Source organism: Micromonospora sp. RL09-050-HVF-A (assembly GCF_019374995.1).
GTDB classification, from domain to species: Bacteria; Actinomycetota; Actinomycetes; order Mycobacteriales; family Micromonosporaceae; genus Micromonospora; species Micromonospora antibiotica.
Genome location: NZ_JAGKQP010000002.1, coordinates 898313 through 915903 on the forward strand (window position 1 = coordinate 898313; position 17591 = coordinate 915903).

Genomic DNA, 17591 nt, shown 5'->3' on the forward strand with positions numbered 1-17591 from the left:
CCGGTGGTCCCGCCCAGGAGCGGGCACTGTCGTCCCATACCTTTCGGTCCGCCCCGCAGCCCGGGTGGGGCGTGGGCTCCGGTTGTCCCGGTGGGCAGGGACGCGACGGCGCCCCCGGGGATCTCCTCCCCGGGGGCGCCGTCGTGGTGCGGTAGGTCAGGCGCGGCCGCGGCGGGTGCGGACCTCCTGGAGCCGTTCGGCGAGGATGTCCTCCAGCTCGGCGATGGAGCGCCGTTCCAGCAGCATGTCCCAGTGGGTGCGTGGCGGCTTGGCCTTCTTCTGCTCCGGTTCGGTGCCGTCGACGAGCCGGGCGACGCTGCCGTCGAACTTGCACTCCCAGGTGGTGGGGACCTCGGCGTCGACGGCGAAGGGGACCTCGAACTGGTGGCCCTTGGCGCAGAGGTACTCGCGGGTCTGGCGCGGCGCGAGCTCCGTGTTGCGGTCGGATTCGTAGCTGACCGCGCCCAGACGGCTTCCGCGCAGCATGCGCTCGCCCATGATCGACTTCCCCTCGTTCGTGGTGCTGGTCTTCCGGTATAACGGCCGGTCACCGCCGGGGCATTCCCGCCCGTCGGGTGGGACGGCCCCCGCAAGGGTAGCCCGCCGTCGCACCGCCCCGGCGGGTTCGTCTGCGGCCGGGTCGACATCGGTGCCGTGTCCCGGGTGTGCACCGCGATGGTAGCCGCCGCCGGTGCGTCCCGCGCCGACGACGGGCCGTGCCGGGGCGGCCGGTGGCGATAGCATCCGCGGCATGGCCACCACCGTGCATCCCGGCGCGTGCCCCCTGGACTGTCCCGACACGTGTGTCTGGCAGCTCACCGTCACCGACGGGCGGCCGGTGGCGCTGCGCGGCGACCCGGGTCACCCGTTCACCCGGGGCGCGTTGTGCGGCAAGGTCAACCGTTATCTCGACGCGGTCACCGGGCCCGACCGGCTGACCACCCCCCTGGTGCGGGTCGGCCCCAAGGGGGTCGGGCCGGTGTCGTACCGGCCGGCGAGCTGGGACGAGGCGGTGCGTCGGGTCGCGGCCGGGTTGCGGGCCAGCATCGACCTCAACGGACCGGAGTCGGTCCTGCCGTACTACTTCGCCGGCACCATGGGTCTGGTGCAGGGCTGGTCGATGGGTCCCCGGCTCTTCGCCCACCTGGGGGCATCGCGGTTGCGGACCACCATCTGCACCGCGGCGTCCCGGGCCGCCCTCGGGTCGATCTACGGCGGGTCCGTCGGTTTCGAACCGGAGTCGGTGGTCGAGGCGAAACTGATCGTCCTGTGGGGGGCGAACCTGCTCTCCACCAACCTGCACCACTGGCCGTTCGTGCGGCAGGCCCAACAACGCGGCGCGTACGTGGTCACCATCGACCCGTTGCGCACCGACACCGCGGCCCGCAGCGACGAGCACGTGGCACCGCTGCCCGGCACCGACGCCGCCCTCGCCCTGGGGTTGATGCGGCACGTACGGGACGTCGGTGGGGTCGACCGTGGGTGGTTGGACGCGCACACCGTCGGGTGGGAGCGGATGGCGGCCCGCCTGGACGAGTGGCCGGTGGAGCGTGCCGCCGCCGAGTGCGGCCTCGACGTCGATGTGGTGCGTCGCCTCGGCGAGCGGATCGCCACCACCCGTCCCACCGCCATCCGGATCGGGCTCGGCCTGCAACGGCACGCCGGGGCCGGGCAGGCGGTCCGGGCTATCGCGGCGATCCCCCTGCTCACCGGGGATTTCCGGTATCCCGGCGGCGGGGCGTTGGCCACCACCAGCGGGCATCACCGGGTCGACTCCGACCGGGTCGCCCGGCCCGCCGGGATGCCCGCTCCCCCGGCCCGGTCGATCAACATGAGTCGACTCGCCGCCGCCCTGACCGGGGAGGCGGACCCGCCGGTCACCGCGCTGGTGGTGTTCGACACCAACCCGGTCGCCACCGTCCCGGACCAGAACCTGCTGCGTCGGGGGTTGACCCGCGGTGACCTGTTCACCGTGGTGCTGGAGCAACGCTGGACCGACACCTGCGACTTCGCCGACGTGGTGCTGCCGGCCACCATGCAACCTGAGCACCTGGACCTGCACACCTCCTACGGTCACCACTACGCCACCCTGAACCTGCCGGTGCTGGACCCGCCGGGGCAGGCGCTGCCCAACACGGAGATCTTCCGGCGGATCGCCGCCGCGCTCGGGCTGGACCATCCCCGGCTGCGGGACAGCGACGAGGACCTGGCCCGGCAGCTGCTCGACGGCACCGGCATCAGCTACGACGAGTTGGTGCGCAGCACGTACGTGCGGGCGACGGGGGTGGCGGTGGGGTCCGCCCCGTACGCCGAGGGTGGGTTCCCCAGCCTCGACGGGCGGGCCCGGTTCCACGACCCGCGGCTGACCGCGCAGGGCGTCGACCCGCTCGTCGGGTACACCCCGCCGGTCGAGGTGGGTGACGCGGCGCTGGCCCGCCGGTTCCCCCTGGCGTTGATCTCCCCCGCCGGCCGGTTCTTCCTCAACTCGACGTTCGCGTCGTTGCCGTGGCACCTCGGTCGCACCGGTCCGCCGCGCATCCACCTGCATCCCGTCGACGCCGCCGCCCGGGGCCTGGCCGACGGTGACCCGGCGCGGGTGCACAACGACCGGGGCGAGTTCCTCGCCACCGTCGCCGTGGACGACGCGACCCGCCCCGGGTTGGCGTTCACCTACAAGGCGTACTGGGCCCGGTTGAGCCCCGGCGGCAGCACCGTCAACGCGGTCACCGGGGTCCGGGACACCGACCTCGGTGGGGGGCCCACGTTCCACGACACCCGGGTCGAGGTGCACCCCGCCCCGGTGGGCCGACCGGGCGACGCGGGCGGTGACCCGTCGGGGTCGGCTCAGCCCGGCTGAGTGGGGCCGCTGAGCCGGGCCAGCGCGCCGGCCAGGTCACTGACCTGGTCGGCGAGTTGACCGGCCCGGCGTTGGGCGGCGTCACGGTCGGCCTGCGCCGCCGGCAGCAGCCGGTCCAGTTCGGCCAGCCGGGCCCGGTCGGCGGCGGTCGCCCGGTGCGCCTGCGTCACCTCCGCGCGGGCCCGGGTCAGCTCGGCGGTCAGCGTGTCCACCCGGGCCAGGGCGGCGGCCAGGTCCTCGGCGGCGCGGGCGGTCAGCGCGGCGGTCTCCTGCCGGGCGGCCGTCGCGTCGGCCCGCGCGGCGGCGACGTCCCGCCGGGCCGCCTCGGCGGTGGCCTCCGCCTGCCGGGCCTGCTCGGTGGCGGTGTCGGCCCGGGTGCGGGCCGCCGCGGCGTCGGCGTGGGCCTGCCGGGTCTCCTGGCGGGCGGCGGCGGCCTCGGCGGCGGCGCGCTGCGCGTCGGCCGACTCCCGGGCGGCGTCAGCGCGGGCGGCGTCACGTTCGGCGGTCAGGTCGGCGGTGCGTTGCCGTTCGGCGTCGCGTTCCGCGCGCAGGGTCCGCAGCTCGTGCCGGGCGGCGTCCCGGTCACGTTCGGCCTGCACCCGCAGCGCCTGCGCGGCGCTGGCGTCGCGGCGGGCCGCGTCGGCGGCGGTGTCGGCCTGCCCGGCCCGCTGCTGTGCTTCGGCGGCGCGGGCGTCGGCCTGCGCGGCGCGGGCCCGCGCCGCGTCGGCGTCGGCGGCTGCGGCCCGGGTCTCCTGCCGGGCCCGGGTGGTCTCCGCGGCGGCCGTCTCGGCGGCTTCGCGGGCCTCGTCGCGGGCGGCGTGGGCCTGGGCGATGGCGGTGGCGGCGTCGGCGCGGGCCTGGGCGAGTTGCCGTTCCACCCCGACCGGGGACAACTCGGCGTGCAGCGCCTCGGTGAGGGTTTCCACCACCTGGTCGAGGCGGTCGACGGCCTCCCAGGTGCGGGCCACCTGGCCGGGCAGGCCGGGGGCGTTGCGGTGGCGCATCCGGGAGTTGCGTGACGCCCGTTGGCAGGCGCCGTCGTTGTCCCGGCAGTAGCGGAACGGGCGTCCCGCGCCGGCACGTTGCGGCACGTCACGTCCACAGTGCGCGCAGGGGCGCAGGTCGGTGGGGGAGGGCTGCGGGTCCATCGCCGGGCAAGTCTAGAGGCTGCACCCGGCCCAGGGTGCGGCGGCGTCGCGCGGGCGTCGGGATGGTCCACCGGTACCACGACCGTTACCGTGGGCCGGTGGCCGTCTCCCCGTACATCGTGAAGTTGCGTGCCCACGTCGGGCACGACCTGTTGCTGCTGCCCGGGGTGACCGGGGTGGTCCGTGACGACGCGGGTCGGGTGCTGCTGGCCCGTCGGGGCGACAACGGCCGCTGGTCGCTGCCGGCCGGGGTGGTCGACCCGGGTGAGCAGCCCGCCGAGGCCGTCGTGCGGGAGGTGTGGGAGGAGACCGGGGTACGGGTCGTCGTCGACCGGATCGCGGGGGTCGCCACCCACCCGGTGGTCTACCCCAACGGCGACGCCTGCGAGTACCTCAACGTGTGGTTCCGGTGCCGGCCGGTCGGTGGGTGGCCCCGCGCGGACGGTGACGAGTCCACCGAGGTCGGCTGGTTCACCCCCGACGCGTTGCCGGAGTTGGACGAGTGGGCGCGGTTGCGGCTGGACACGGCCGCCGCCCCCGACGACGCCCCCTGGTATGCGCGGCCCGGTGAGCGGCATCCCGCCCTGTGTCGACCCGACGCGCTGTGACCCACCGACGCGCTGTGTCCGGCCGGAGGTGTGCCGCTCACCCGGTGCCGGCCGGCCGACCGTCGAAGGCCACCCGCACCGCCGTGCCCGCCGGCAGGTCACAGACGGCGTCGCCGTAGGGGCTGCGCACCCGTACCCGCTGAGCGGACACGGCGACCAGGCGGGCGGTGACCCGACCCTCGTCCCAGGTCAGCTCCTCGACGGTGATCCGCCCCCGGCAGGTCACCCCGCGCAGCGTCCCCCGGGTCAGGCCCGGTGGCAGCGCCGGCAGCAGCCGCAGCAGCCCCGGCCGGGACTGCACCAGCGCCTCGATCAGCACCGCCGGCAGGGTGTGCGCGGCGTCGGCGTTGTAGGTCACCCGGCCCGGGTTGTGCGCACTCATCAGCGACCGGAAGAACATGTCCGCCGCGACGATGCGCCGCAGGTACGCCCCGACCAGTGGCCCGTCGCCCAACCGGGCCGCCACCAGGGCCCGGTGCAGGGTGCCGTGCGCGGAGCCGTCCTCGTCGCCGCGGACCGTCAACGCCCGGTGCGCCGCCGCCGCCAACTCCGGGGTGTCGTCGGGGTCGACCTCCCCGGTCGGCCACACCGGATAGAGGTGGCTGACGTGCCGGTGGTCGTCGTCGGGGCGGTAGCCGGGCCACGCCCACTCGGCCAGCGCACCCCGCTCGTCGATGCGGTAGCCGGGCAGCCGGTCCCGGGTAGCCGCCCACCGCTGCGACCCGGTCACCTCGGCGGCGACCGTCATGGCGTGCCGGGCGGCGGCGACGTCCATGGTGGCGTTCACCGCGACGGGCACCGGCCGCCCGGTGTCGTCGAGCGGCCCGGTCTCCGGCGAGTACGACGGCACCAGCGCCGGCTGCCCGTCGACGTCGGTGAGCACGTCGGTGAAGAAGTCGGCGACCTCGGCCAGCCACCCCGCCACCTCCCCCAGTGGCTCCCCGGTCACCTGGTGGTGCTCGTACAGCGGGTGCAGTAGCCAGTGCGCACCGGCCAGCCAGGCGGTGAACGGCCAGTGCGGGTGGACGTGGAACAGGTGCCCGTGTTCGCCGTCGGTGCGGCTGGGCGCCAGCAGGCCCCGCGCCCCGTAGACGGCGCGGGCGTTGTCCCGCCAGTGGTCGACCTGGGCGCGGACCAGCCGGGCGTGCGCGGCGGTCACCTCGGGCAGCGCGCCGACGTTCGCGCCGGCCAGTTGCAGGTTGAGGTTGGCGTCGGTGGTGAAGTCCCCCGCCCAGGCGGCGTCCCAGGACCCCGTCCAGATCCCGGTCAGCCGGGGCGGCAGCACCCCGCTGGCACTGAACAGCAGGTACCGGCCGGCGTGGAAGAGCCGTTCCAGCAGGGCCGGGTCCAACCGGTCGGCGGCGACCTGCCGGGCGGTCAGCGCACCGACGGGCAGGTCCCGGTCCGCCGCCGGCACCGCCAGGTCCAGGTCGACGCGCTGGTACGGGCCGGTGTGCCGGGCGACGTGCCGGGCCAGCAGGGTCGGGTAGTCGTCCGGGCCGGCGGCCAGCCGACGTTCCTGCGCGGCGGTGCGCCACCGGGGGCTGCGGGTACGGTCCAGGACGGTGGTCAGCAGCGCCGGCCCGTGCACCAGCACCCGGTCGCCGGCGGGTTCGGCATCCCCCCGGACCAGGGTCACCCCCTCGAACCCGTACGCCCCGCCGACGTCCGGGTAGCGGCCGCGTACCCGCAGGAACACCAGCCCGTCGTGGCGGTAGGCGGTGGTGTCGTAGTGCACCGTGTCGGGGCGGCCGGGCAGGTCACCGGTGGCCCCGACGACACACCCACCCTGGTCGAGGTGGGTGACGACGAGCCGGTCGGCGCGGGAGACGAAGCTGCGTCGCCGTCGCCCGGACCACGACACCACCACCTCACCGGTGCGGAAGTCGGTGTGCCGCCGGTAGTCACGCACCGGGGCGGGTGCGGCGTCGACGGTCAACGCGAACCCCGGGTGGTACGGCTGGGTCCACGCCAACTCCCGGCCGCCGGTGAGCAGTTCGCCGGCCTCGGCCCGCCGGCCGGTGAGGACCAGTTCCCGGATCCGGGGCAGCAGCGCGGCCAGCTGCGGTGCCCGCGCGTCGTGGGTGCCGTTGGGCAGCACGAACCGGTGGTGGTTGAGCACGAGCCGCTCGGCGTGCGGTTCGCCGGGCACCATCAGCCCGTACTCGCCGTTGCCGGTGAGGAACGCGTCGGGCCAGTCGACGGCGGGGGCGTCGTCCCAGATCCGGTGTGCTGCCGGTGGTGGCCCGCAGGTCACGGCCGGGCCCGCACGGTCGGTGCGGCGGTGCTGTCCCGGATGGTCAGCCGGGGCGGCAGCAGGGTCACCTCCGGCACCGCCTCGTCGTGCAGTTTGCGCATCAGCAACGCCACCGCCTGCCGGCCGATCTCCTCGGCTGGCACCGGCACCGAGGTGAGCCGGGGCCCGGCCTGCTCGGCGAACTGGTCGGGGCAGATCGCCACCACCGACATGTCCTGCGGCACCCGCCGGCCGAGGGTGGGCAGGCAGGCCAGCACCGGCCCCACCGCCGCCTCGTTCTGCACCACCAGCGCGGACAGGTCGGGGTGCCGGTCGAGCAGGTCGGCGAGTTCCTGCCGGATCGAGGCGGGTCCCTCCTCGAAGGGTTGGGTGACGACGGTGACGCCGTGCCGGTCGGCGGCGGCGGCCACCCCGGCGCGGGTGCGGTGGGCGAACCCGGTGCCCCGGTCGTAGACGGCGGCGGGGGCACCGAGCAGCGCCACCCGGCGGTGCCCGAGCCGGGCCAGGTGTTCCACGCACACCTGCCCGGCGCGGTGGAAGTCCAGGTCCACGCAGGTCAGGCCGGTCGGGTCGGCGGGGACACCGATCAGGACGCTGGGTCGGGTCAGGTCCCGCAGCAGCGGCACCCGGGAGTCGTCCAGCTCGACGTCCATCACCAGCATCCCGTCGACCATGGCGCTGCCGGCGATGCGGCGTAGCCCGGCCGGTCCCTCGTCGGAGGTGACCAGCAGGACGTCGTGGTCGAAGCGGCGGGCCGTGGTGACGACCGCGATGGCGAACTGCATCACCACCGGCACCTGCATGCCGGCGCGCAGCGGTAGCACCAGCGCGATGGTGTTGGCCCGGCGGCTGGCCAGTGCCCGCGCCCCGGCGTTGGGGTGGTAGCCCAACTCCCGGATGCTGGCCAGCACCCGGGTGCGGGTCACCTCGGAGATGGCTCGTTTGCCGCTGAGGACGTACGACACGGTGCTGACGGCGACCCCGGCGTGCCGGGCGACGTCGACGATGGTGACCTGGTCGGGTGACTTGCGTCCGCGCCCGGGTGCGCCGGTCACCGGGTACCGCCGCCGGCCGGGACCGCCGGGCGGGACTGCTGCGGGGCGGGGCGGGCGTGTACGGTCACCGCGCCGACGGCCCGGATGTCACGGGAGGAACGGCCGACCAGCAGGGTGTGGGTGGCGTCCTCCACGACGGGGCCGTCGCGGTGTTCGTCCCACCAGGACAGGTCGGTGGTGCGCAGCCGCAGGGTGACCCGCTGGTGTTCGCCGGGGGCGAGGGTGAGCCGGGCGAAGTCGCGCAGCTGCCGCAGGGGCTGCTTGACCCGGGAGTGTCGCTGCCGGGTGTAGAGCTGCACGATCTCCGTGCCTTCCCGGTCGCCGGTGTTGCTCACCTCGACGCTCACCTCGACCTCGTCGCCGACGGGCACTGTCGGTGCGCTCACCTGCAGGTCAGCGTAGTCGAACCGGGTGTAGCTGAGGCCGTGGCCGAACGGGTACAGCGGTTCGCCCCGGTAGTAGAGGTAGGTGCTGTCCGCGCCGATGACGTCGTAGTCGAGCAGGTCGGGCAGGTCGGCGGTGTCGGCGTACCAGGTCTGGGTGAGCCGGCCGGCGGGGTCGGCGTCGCCGAGGAGCACCTGCGCGAGGGCGGTGCCGTGTTCCTGCCCGCCGTGCGCCGACCACAGCACCGCCGAGACGTGTTCCTGCGCCCACCCCACCGCGTACGGGTAGCTGCTGGTGAGCACCAGCACGGTGCGCGGGTTGGCCGCGTGTACGGCGCGCAGCAGCCGGTCCTGTCCGGCGGGCAGGTCCAGGTCGACCCGGTCCTCGGTCTCCCGGCCGTTGACCATCGGGTGGTTGCCCAGGACGACGACCGCCACGTCGGCGGCGGCGGCCAACGCGGCGGCCTCGGCCACTCCGTCGGCGACGAGTTCGACGGTGAATCCGGTGGCGGTGTCCGGGTCGGTGGCGTCGGCGCGTAACCGTCCGTCGTCGCCGACCCGCACGTACGCGCCGGTGGCGAGGTGGTGCAGCAGGGTCGTGCCGTCGGGGCGGTGGTGCAACCGGAAGGTCTCCCGCACGATCCAGCCGCCCGGTCCGGGCCGGTCGTTGATCAACGTTCCGTCGTCGTCGACGCCGACGTGCCGGCCGTTGGCCACGGCGCGGAGCGCCACCACGTCGCGTCCCCAGTCGAACACGTCGAACCAGGTGCCGTCGCGGCCCTCGTCGGCGGTCAGCGGTCCCCCCTCGGACGAGCGGGGGCAGCGGACGTGCCGGTTGCCGACGCGCAACGCGATCCGGTCGGCGCCGGGGTGGTGGGTGACCGTCGGCAGCGCCCGGGCGAGGCCCTCCCGGACGGTGACCGTGTAGGGCAGGGTGCCGCTGTACCAGTCGGTGTGGACGGTGTCGGCGAGCGGGCCGAGCACCGCCACCCGGGTCGTCGGGTCGGTCGGCAGGGGCAGCAGCCCGTCGTTGCGTAGTAGCACGACCGACTGGCGGGCGGCCTCCCGGGCCAGGTCGCGGTGGGTGGGGCTGTCGAGCACGTCGGGGGACACCCCGGCGAACGGGTCCTGCCCGGGTGGATCCAGGTCACCCAGCCTGATCCGGAGGGTGAGGATGCGCCGCACCGCCCGGTCCACGTCGGACTCGTCGATGAGTCCCCGGTCGAGGGCTTCGGTGAGCCGTCGGATGGTCTGTCCGCTGTCGGTGTCGTCCTCGGTGAAGTTGTCGATGCCGGCGCGTAGGGCGGCGGCGAAACCGGTGACGTGGTCGGGCAGGTGACCCTGCACCCCGGCGATGTTGGTGACCGCCCCGGCGTCGCCGACGACCATCACCTCGTCGGTGGTCCACCGGCGCAGTTCGTCGTTCAGTAGTGGGCTCAGGTGCGCGGGAACCCCGTTGACCAGGTTGTACGAGGCCATCACGGCGACTGCCGCACCGGCGGCGAGCGGGGCGCGGAACGCGGGCAGTTCGTACTCGTGCAGCACCCGGGGTGGCAGGTCGCTGGAGGTGGTGGCCCGGTCGGTCTCGTTGTTGTAGCCGAGGAAGTGCTTGACCGTCGGGGCGGTACGCAGCCGGTGGGGGTGGTCGCCGCGGAGCCCGAACGCGTAGGCGGTGGCGAGGCGGCCGGTCAGCCACGGGTCCTCCGACCAGCCTTCCTCGTTGCGGCCCCACCGGGGGTCGCGCAGCGGGTTGACCACCGGTGCCCACACGTTGAGCCCGACGGCGGCCGGGTCGGCCTGGTGTTTGACCCGGACCTCGTCGCCGGCGGCGGCGCCCACCGCCCGGATCAGGTCGGGGTTCCAGCTGCTGGCCAGGCCGACGACCTGGGGGAAGACGGTGGCCGGGCCGAGCCAGGCGACCCCGTGCAGCGCCTCGGTGCCGGTGCGGAATCCGGGTAGGCCCAGGCGTGGCACCGGGGCCTGCCACTGGTGCAGCAGGCCGATCTTCTCCGGCAGGGTGAGCCGGGCCAGCAGGTCGTCGGCGTGCCCGGCGGGGGACGGGCCGGTGGCGCGGTCGGTGGGGTCGTTCATGCGGTTACCTTCCGGTGGGCTCGCGGTGAGGCGCCGGCCGGCGGTCGAAGCGCTTCGACGGCCATGGTGACGTGCGGCATCGCGTCGTGGTGGCTGCGGCGGTCGTCGGCCCGGAGCGGCGAAGCGCTTCGACGATCGCGGAGAACATGCCGCCCCGGGTGCCCGAACGACGGGGCGGCGGTTCGAGGTTGGCACCTGCGCGTCGGTCGGTCAAGGGGTGACCGGCACCCGGATCAGGCGGTGGGGAGTCGACCGGCCTCGATGGTGGCCAGCGCGGCGGCGGCGCCGCCCAGCGCGGCGGCGGCGGAGTCCAGCGTGGAGGCTTCCAGGCGGCACCCGCCGGCCTGCGGGGCGAGGGTGCGGGCGACCAGCTCGATGCGGGCGGCCGGCAGCAGCCAGGGCGCCAGGGTGGCGAAGTGTCCGCCCACCACGATCGCCTCGGGGTTGAGCAGGTTGGCCAGGATCGACGCCCCGTGCCCGAGGTGCCGGCCGATCTCGGCGAGCCCGGCCAGCACGGCCGGGTCCCCCTGCCGGGCCGACGCCACGATCCGGTCGAGTTCCGGCAGGTAGTCGGTGACCGGGCCGTCCCGCCCGGCGTCGGGCAGCAGCCGGTCGACCACGGCCGGTAGCGCGGTCGACGCGGCCAGGCAGCCGCGTCGACCGCACGGGCAGGGTGGTCCGGCCGGGTCGAGGCAGAGGTGGCCGAGTTCGCCGGCGTGGCCCCGGCCGCCGCGCAGCAGCCGGCCACCGGCGAGCACCCCGGCGCCGACGGAGATCCCGCCGGTGAGGTGGACCAGGTCGGTGGCTGCGGCGTACCCGCCGTGTCGCTGTTCGGCCAGGACGGCGAGGTTGGCGTCGGTGTCGACGGCCACGGTGAACCCGGTCTCCCGCAGCGCGGCCCGTAGGTCGGCGGCGAGCGGCACGTCCCGCCAGCCGAGTCCGCTGGCCAGGGGCACACCCCCGGCGGTGTCGACCAGGCCGGGCACCCCGACGGTGAGGCCGAGCACCGTTCGCCCCTGTCCGGTGACCCGGCCGATCGCCCGCCGGGCCAGGGTGACCAGGGCCCGGACGGTCTCGGCGGGGGAGGCGGTCGGGGCGGGGAACGCCCGTCGCCAGGTGAGCAGCCGGTTGCCGCCCAGGTCCACGGCGACCACCACCAGGTCGTCCGCGCCGATCTGGAGGCCCAACGCGGCGTACGGGGCGCCGTCGAGGACGAGCATGGTGGCGGGCCGGCCAACCCGGTTGCCGGTCAGCCCGGTCTCGCGGACCAGCCGCCGGTCGAGCAGTTCGGTCACCAGACTCGACACGGTGGCCTTGTTGAGGCCGGTGGCGGCGGCGATGTCGGCCCGTGAGCAGGGTGCGTGCAGGCGGACGTGTCGCAGGACCACGGCCCGGTTGGCCACCCGGACGTCGCCCAGGTCGGTCGGCTGCGGTTCGTTGTGGATGCTGATCACGATCTGCCCGCTCCCTGCGCCCGACGGTGGGTGGTGCCGGTGCATCGTCGCCCACCGCCGGCCCCCCGCACGGGTACGCCGGTCGGCCGGTGGGCGACGATGCCCGGCGGGCCGGTGCACCGTCGGAAAGTCTGTTCGGCTGGAAACTCAACTAACTCTACCGGCCCCCGGTGGCGGGGTGTCCGGGCCGGTGTCACCCCGCCGGGGAAGGGTCGGCCACGATCGTCTCGTCCGGGACCAACGGTGGTCGGTACGGCATCGGCGTCTCCTCGGCAGCGCTCTGCGGCGGTACCGACAGTTTCTTTGCCTTCCCAACGAACTGTCAACGATTAGGTTTGATTGGACCACGATGCAACCGATTGACATGGGCAAATAGTCTTCATAGTTTGGACACCTATCAAACAAAGTCAACGGGATGGTGGGTATGTGGGACGACGGGCGGCTCTGCCACGGCGGTGACTACAACCCCGAGCAGTGGCCCGCCACCACCTGGCGCGAGGACGTCGCCCTGATGCGCCGGGCCCGGGTCAACCTGGTCACCGTCGGCGTCTTCGCCTGGTCCCGCCTGGAGCCGGCCCCCGGCCGCTACGACTTCGGCTGGCTCGACGAGGTGCTGGACCTGCTGCACGACGGCGGCATCCGGGTCGCCCTGGCCACCCCGACCGCCTCGCCGCCGCCCTGGTTCTCCCTGGCGCACCCCGACGCGCTGCCGGTCACCGCCGACGGCGTACGACTGCACCACGGCAGCCGCGACACCTACTGCGCCGCCGCACCCGCCTACCGGGCCGCCGCCCGGGGTATCGCCGCCACCCTCGCCGCCCGCTACGCCCACCACCCGGCGCTGGCGATGTGGCACGTGCACAACGAGTACGGCACCACCTGCCACTGCCCGCACACCGAGGCCGCGTTCCGCCGCTGGCTCGTCGACCACCACGGCGACCTGGACACCCTCAACGCCGCCTGGGCCACCAGTTTCTGGAGCCAGCACTACGCCGACTGGGCGTACGTGAGCACCCCCCGGGCCACCCAGTACCTCGGCAACCCCGGGCAGCTGCTGGACTTCCGGCGGTTCTGGTCCGACACCCTGCTCGCCGCGTACGTCGAACAACGCGACCTGCTCAAAGCGGCCAACCCGGCGATCCCCGTCACCACCAACTACGTCCTCGGCGACTGGGTGCCCGTCGACCACGCCCGCTGGGCCGCCGAGGTGGACCTCGTCGCCATCGACCACTACCCGTCGGCGGTCGACGGCGGCGCCGAGGAACAGACCGCCCTCGCCGCCGACCTGGCCCGCGGGTGGGCCCGACACGGACGCCTGCGCTCCGCCGACCCGGCCCGCGCCACCGCCCCGGCGACGTGGCTGCTGATGGAGAGCGCCGCCAGCCAGATCCACACCCCCGGCCGGGCACACACCAAGGAGCCCGGCCGGATGGCCCGGCACAGCCTCTCCCACGTCGCCCGCGGCTCCCGGGGGGCGATGTTCTTCCAGTGGCGGGCCCCGGCCGGCGGCGCGGAGCGCTTCCACTCCGCCCTGGTGCCGCACACCGGGGCCGACAGCCGGGTGTTCCGGGAGTCGGTACGCCTCGGTGAGCACCTCGACCGGCTCGCCGAGGTCACCGCCGGCGAGACGGCCGCATCCGTCGCACTGGCCACGGACGCCGCCAGCGGCTGGGCGCTGCGCCACCCCGGGATGCCGTCCGAGCTGCTCGACGGGCACGCCGAGCTGGCCGCCGCGCACCGGGCGCTGTGGCGGGCCGGGTACGGCTGCGACGTGGTCGTCCCCGGTGACCCCCTCGACCGGTACCGGCTGCTCGTCCTGCCCGCCCTCTACCTGGCCGACGACACCACCGCCGGCTGGGTCCGCGCCCACGTCGAAGCGGGCGGGCACCTGCTGGTCAGCTACCTCAGCGGGGTCGCCGACCCGCACGCCCGGGTCCACCTCGGCGGCTACCCCGGCGCCTACCGGGACCTGCTCGGCCTGCGGGTGGAGGAGTTCCATCCGCTCGCCGCCGACGAGCAGGTGCTGCTCTCCGGCGGCGGGACCGGCCGGATCTGGTCGGAGACCGTCCAGCTGCACGGCGCCGAGCCGGTCGGCACGTACGTCGGCGGGGTCCTCGACGGCCGACCGGCGGTGACCCGGCACCGGGTCGGCGACAGCACCGCCTGGTACGTGTCGACCCGACCCGACGACGCCACCTACCGTCGCCTGCTCACCGAAGCGGCCCGGACCGCCGGCGTGCACCCGGTCTGCCCGGACGCCCCACCCGGGGTGGAGGCGGTCCGCCGCACCGCACCCGGGGCGAGCTGGCTGTTCCTGCTCAACCACACCGACCGACCGCAGCGGGTGCCGGCCGACGGGCTGGACCTGCTCACCGGCGTCCCCGCCGACGGGGCGGTGACCCTGCCCGCCGGTGCAGCGGCGGTGCTGCGCGAGCACCCCCGATGACCCGCGGGTGGGTCCGCCGATGACACCCGTCACAGCCGGTCCGCCGATGACCACCCGGCCCGGCCCCGCCTACCCTTGCCCCGGTGTGGACGAGAAACACGGCACCGCAGCGGGCGCTACCCCTCTGGCCGCTGTACGCCATGTTCGCGGCGATGCCGTTGTGGTGGCTGCTCGGCGGCCTCTACCTGGGGTGGGCGCTGTTCGGGATGCTGCTGGCGGTGGTCCTGCTCACCCACGGCAAGGTGGTGTGGCCGCCCGGCTCGGCGTTGTGGTTCGTCCTCGTCGGGCTCGTCCTGATCAGCGCCACCCGACTGGAGAAGGCCAGTGGGCTGCTCGTCTACGGCCTGCGGCTCGGATTCGTGCTGACCGCCTTCGTGGTCTACCTGTACGTCTACACCGCCGCCCGGCAGGGAGCCCGGTGGGAACGGCTGTTCCAGCCGGTGCTGTTGTTCTGGCTGGGGATGGTGGCGCTCGGCTGGGTCGGCGTGCTGGCCCCCCGCCTGGCGTTGACCACCCCGGTGGAGTCGCTGCTACCCGACGGGCTGGCCGGGCAGCGGATGATCCGGGCGGTCACCCACGTGCACTCCACCGAGTTCAACCCCACCGGCCGTAACCCGTACTTCCGTACGGCGGCCCCGTACCCGTACACCAACAACTGGGGGACCGGCTTCGCGCTGCTCGTGCCGTGCGTGTTGGCGTACCTGTCGGCGGTGCGGACCGGCCCGCTGCGCCGGGTGCTGGTGGTGTCCCTGCCGTTGGCCCTGGTGCCGGCGTTCCTCACCCTCAACCGGGGCATGTTCATCGGCCTGGGGGTGGGGCTGGCCTACCTGGGGCTGCGGGCGCTGCTGCGCGGCGACGTCCGGCTCATCGGCACCATCACCGCCGGCGTGGCGGTGGCGTGGGTGATCACCCTGGTCGTCCCGGTCGGCGACATGATCATGAACAGGGTGGAGAACACCGACTCGACCCGCGACCGTGCCGACCTCTACCGGCAGACCCTCGACGCGGTCCTGCGTTCGCCGCTGCTCGGCTACGGCGCCCCGCGCAGCGCCGACACCACCACCGGCGCGGAGCCGCTCGGCACCCAGGGGCAGGTCTGGCTGACCATGTACAGCCACGGCGTCCCCGCGCTGCTGGCCCTGTTGGCGCTGCTCGTGGTGCTGGTCCGCAGCACGGCGGTCGCGGTGTCCGCCGCCGGCCGCTGGTTGAGCGTGGTGCCGGTGGTCGCCCTGGCCCTCGCCCCGTTCTACGGGTTCACCGACATGAACCTGTCGGTGATGTTCTTCGCCATCGCGCTGGCCGTGGCTGCCGTGGACGGCCCGGTGAACCGGGAACTACCGACGGCGGCGTCCCGACCGTCGCCGGTCTGAGCGGATCAGCCGCTGGCCACGGCCGCCCGGGACCGGTCGGCGGCGATCCGTACCGCCATCGCGGCGAGCACGCTGCCGGTCACCCACCGCTGTACCCGTGCCCAGCCCGGCCGGCGCACCAGGAACGCCGACACCGACCCGGCGGTCAACACGATCAGGGTGTTCACCGACAGGGCCACGACGATCTGGGTGCCACCGAGCAGCAGGCTCTGCACCGCCACGTCACCCCGGGTGGGATCGACGAACTGCGGCAGCAGCGACACGTACAAGATGGCGATCTTGGGGTTGAGCAGGTTGGTGAGCAGTCCCATGGCGAACAGCCGGCGCGGCCGGTCCACCGGCAGTTCCTGCGGGGTGAACGCCGACCGCCCACCCGGGCGCAACGTCCGCCACGCCAACCACAGCAGGTACGCCGCACCGGCCAGCTTCACCGCCGTGTACAGCGGCGGCACCAGCACGAAGACCGTGGCGATGCCGGCGACGGCGGCGGCCAGGTAGACCCCGAACCCGGCGGCCACCCCGAGCAGGGACACCAGCCCGGCCCGGCGGCCCTGGCTGACCGACCGCGACACCAGGTAGACCATGTTCGGCCCGGGGGTGAGCACCAGACCGAGCGCCACCAGGGCGATTCCCACCACCGCACCGACCGTGACCATTGCCGCCCCCGCTCCGCCGTCCCCGACCGCACCCTACGCCGCCGCGCCGTCACCGGCCGTCCCGGTACGACGTGACGCCGGCCCCGAACCCGGTAAGGCAGGGGTTCCGGACCGGCGGTGACAGCGGCCACACTGCTCAGATGTCGGTGACCCTGCGGACCGCCCCCACCGCCGCCGCCCCTGCACTGGTCCTGCGCTGGTGGCGCGACGACGACGTCGACGCCCTGGTCGAGGCGCACCGGGACCCGGAGCTGCGGGCCCGGACCCGTAACCCGTTGACCACCCCGGCGCAGGCGAGACGCTGGGTGGCCGGCAACCGGCAGGGCTGGGCGGCGGACCGCCGGTTCAGCTTCGCCGTCTGCGAGCCGCTGCCCGCCGGGGAACGGCTGGTCGCCTGTGTCCTGCTCAAGGACGTGGTGCCGGGACGCGCCGACGCGGAGATCGGCTACTGGACGGCCGGGCCGGCCCGTGGCCGTGGCGTCGCGTCCCGGGCGGTGGACGCGGTGAGCCGCTGGGCGTTCACCCGGTTCGCCGCGACCGGGCTGACCCGGCTGGAACTGCTGCACCAGGTCGACAATCCGGCGTCCTGCCGGGTGGCGGAGAAGGCGGGGTTCCCCTTCGTCGAGGTGCTGCCAGCCCGGCCACCGTTTCCCCGCGACGGGCACCGCCACGTCCGCCACCGCGGCTGAGCCGGCCACCGGGCAGCCGGGAATGCCGGCCCCCGCGTCGGCGCTGCACCGGTGACGGCCAGGACGGTGGACGGGGGAGGTGCCCGCGATGGTGGACGCGTGGGAGGCGGCGGTCGAGGCGCAGATCCGCAGCGCCCAGGAGCGCGGCGAGTTCGACAACCTGCCCGGCATGGGCAAACCGATCCCCGGCCGGGACCTCCCCTACGACGAGTCCTGGTGGATCAGGAGTTTCCTGGAGCGGGAGGCGCTGCCCACCGACCTGCTGCTGCCCACCCCGTTGCAGTTGCGCCGCCGGGTCGAGCAGGTCCCCGACGAGGTCCGTGACCTGCCCACCGAGGAGTCGGTCCGGGAGTTCGTCGGGCTGCTCAACCAGGAGATCGTCGCCTGGCTGCGGTACCCCGAGGGCCCCCGGGTGGTGGTCCGCCCGGTCGACACCGAGGCGGTGCTGCGCCAGTGGCGGGCCCACCGCGCCGCCCGGAACGCCGCCGCCGGGGCCGCGCCGGCACGGGCGCTCCCGCCGCGTCCCGGGCGACGGTGGCGCTGGCCGTGGCGGCGGGCCTGAACGACCGCCGTCGAC

13 protein-coding genes are annotated in these 17591 nt (G+C 74.8%); 6 read left to right on the forward strand and 7 right to left on the reverse strand.

Annotation, left to right across the window (positions count from 1 at the left end; genetic code table 11):
- Window positions 1-156 precede the first annotated feature (156 nt).
- The gene (locus J7462_RS04205; RefSeq protein WP_007070998.1) at window positions 157-498 is read right to left on the reverse strand and encodes an RNA polymerase-binding protein RbpA; all 342 of its coding nucleotides are present in this window, start codon (window positions 496-498) and stop codon (window positions 157-159) included.
- Between the two features lie 253 nt (window positions 499-751).
- Between J7462_RS04205 and J7462_RS04210 the strand changes: the two genes are divergently transcribed.
- The gene (locus tag J7462_RS04210) at window positions 752-2857 is read left to right on the forward strand and encodes a molybdopterin-dependent oxidoreductase (protein WP_219461986.1); all 2106 of its coding nucleotides are present in this window, start codon (window positions 752-754) and stop codon (window positions 2855-2857) included.
- Here J7462_RS04210 and J7462_RS04215 read toward each other — a convergent pair.
- On the reverse strand, window positions 2845-4005 hold the full coding sequence (locus J7462_RS04215; protein WP_219461988.1) for a hypothetical protein: 1161 nt from the start codon (window positions 4003-4005) through the stop codon (window positions 2845-2847). The genes J7462_RS04210 and J7462_RS04215 overlap by 13 nt on opposite strands.
- Window positions 4006-4103: 98 nt before the next feature.
- Here J7462_RS04215 and J7462_RS04220 point away from each other — a divergent pair, with 98 nt between their 5' ends.
- Complete coding sequence (locus tag J7462_RS04220) at window positions 4104-4613, forward strand: NUDIX domain-containing protein (protein WP_219461990.1); 510 nt, start codon at window positions 4104-4106, stop codon at window positions 4611-4613.
- Window positions 4614-4650: 37 nt separating this feature from the next.
- Here the strand turns inward: J7462_RS04220 and J7462_RS04225 are convergent, their stop codons facing one another.
- From J7462_RS04225 to J7462_RS04240, 4 genes are all read right to left on the reverse strand, one after another.
- Complete coding sequence (locus J7462_RS04225; RefSeq protein ID WP_219461992.1) at window positions 4651-6870, reverse strand: glycoside hydrolase N-terminal domain-containing protein; 2220 nt, start codon at window positions 6868-6870, stop codon at window positions 4651-4653.
- Window positions 6867-7925 carry a LacI family DNA-binding transcriptional regulator gene (locus J7462_RS04230; protein ID WP_219461994.1) on the reverse strand — a complete coding sequence of 353 codons (1059 nt, stop codon included), beginning with the start codon at window positions 7923-7925 and terminating at the stop codon, window positions 6867-6869. The genes J7462_RS04225 and J7462_RS04230 overlap by 4 nt, the downstream gene beginning before the upstream one ends.
- Window positions 7922-10399: a beta-glucosidase gene (locus J7462_RS04235; RefSeq protein ID WP_219461996.1), complete on the reverse strand. Its 2478-nt coding sequence runs from the start codon at window positions 10397-10399 to the stop codon at window positions 7922-7924. The genes J7462_RS04230 and J7462_RS04235 overlap by 4 nt, the downstream gene beginning before the upstream one ends.
- Before the next feature lie 233 nt (window positions 10400-10632).
- The gene (locus J7462_RS04240; protein WP_219461997.1) at window positions 10633-11853 is read right to left on the reverse strand and encodes an ROK family transcriptional regulator; all 1221 of its coding nucleotides are present in this window, start codon (window positions 11851-11853) and stop codon (window positions 10633-10635) included.
- 415 nt (window positions 11854-12268) lie between these two features.
- Here J7462_RS04240 and J7462_RS04245 point away from each other — a divergent pair, with 415 nt between their 5' ends.
- Window positions 12269-14299: a beta-galactosidase gene (locus J7462_RS04245; protein ID WP_219461999.1), complete on the forward strand. Its 2031-nt coding sequence runs from the start codon at window positions 12269-12271 to the stop codon at window positions 14297-14299.
- A gap of 83 nt (window positions 14300-14382) precedes the next feature.
- The gene (locus J7462_RS04250; RefSeq protein ID WP_308290739.1) at window positions 14383-15669 is read left to right on the forward strand and encodes an O-antigen ligase family protein; all 1287 of its coding nucleotides are present in this window, start codon (window positions 14383-14385) and stop codon (window positions 15667-15669) included.
- 5 nt (window positions 15670-15674) lie between these two features.
- Here the strand turns inward: J7462_RS04250 and J7462_RS04255 are convergent, their stop codons facing one another.
- Window positions 15675-16325, reverse strand: a complete 651-nt coding sequence (locus J7462_RS04255; RefSeq protein WP_219462001.1) for a LysE family translocator — start codon at window positions 16323-16325, stop codon at window positions 15675-15677.
- 140 nt (window positions 16326-16465) lie between these two features.
- Here J7462_RS04255 and J7462_RS04260 point away from each other — a divergent pair, with 140 nt between their 5' ends.
- Together J7462_RS04260 and J7462_RS04265 are read left to right on the forward strand one after the other, a co-directional pair.
- Window positions 16466-17014 (forward strand): GNAT family N-acetyltransferase, encoded by a 549-nt coding sequence (locus tag J7462_RS04260; RefSeq protein WP_219462005.1) that lies wholly within the window; start codon window positions 16466-16468, stop codon window positions 17012-17014.
- 88 nt (window positions 17015-17102) lie between these two features.
- Window positions 17103-17576, forward strand: a complete 474-nt coding sequence (locus tag J7462_RS04265) for a DUF1992 domain-containing protein (RefSeq protein ID WP_219462006.1) — start codon at window positions 17103-17105, stop codon at window positions 17574-17576.
- The last annotated feature ends 15 nt before the right edge of the window (window positions 17577-17591 follow it).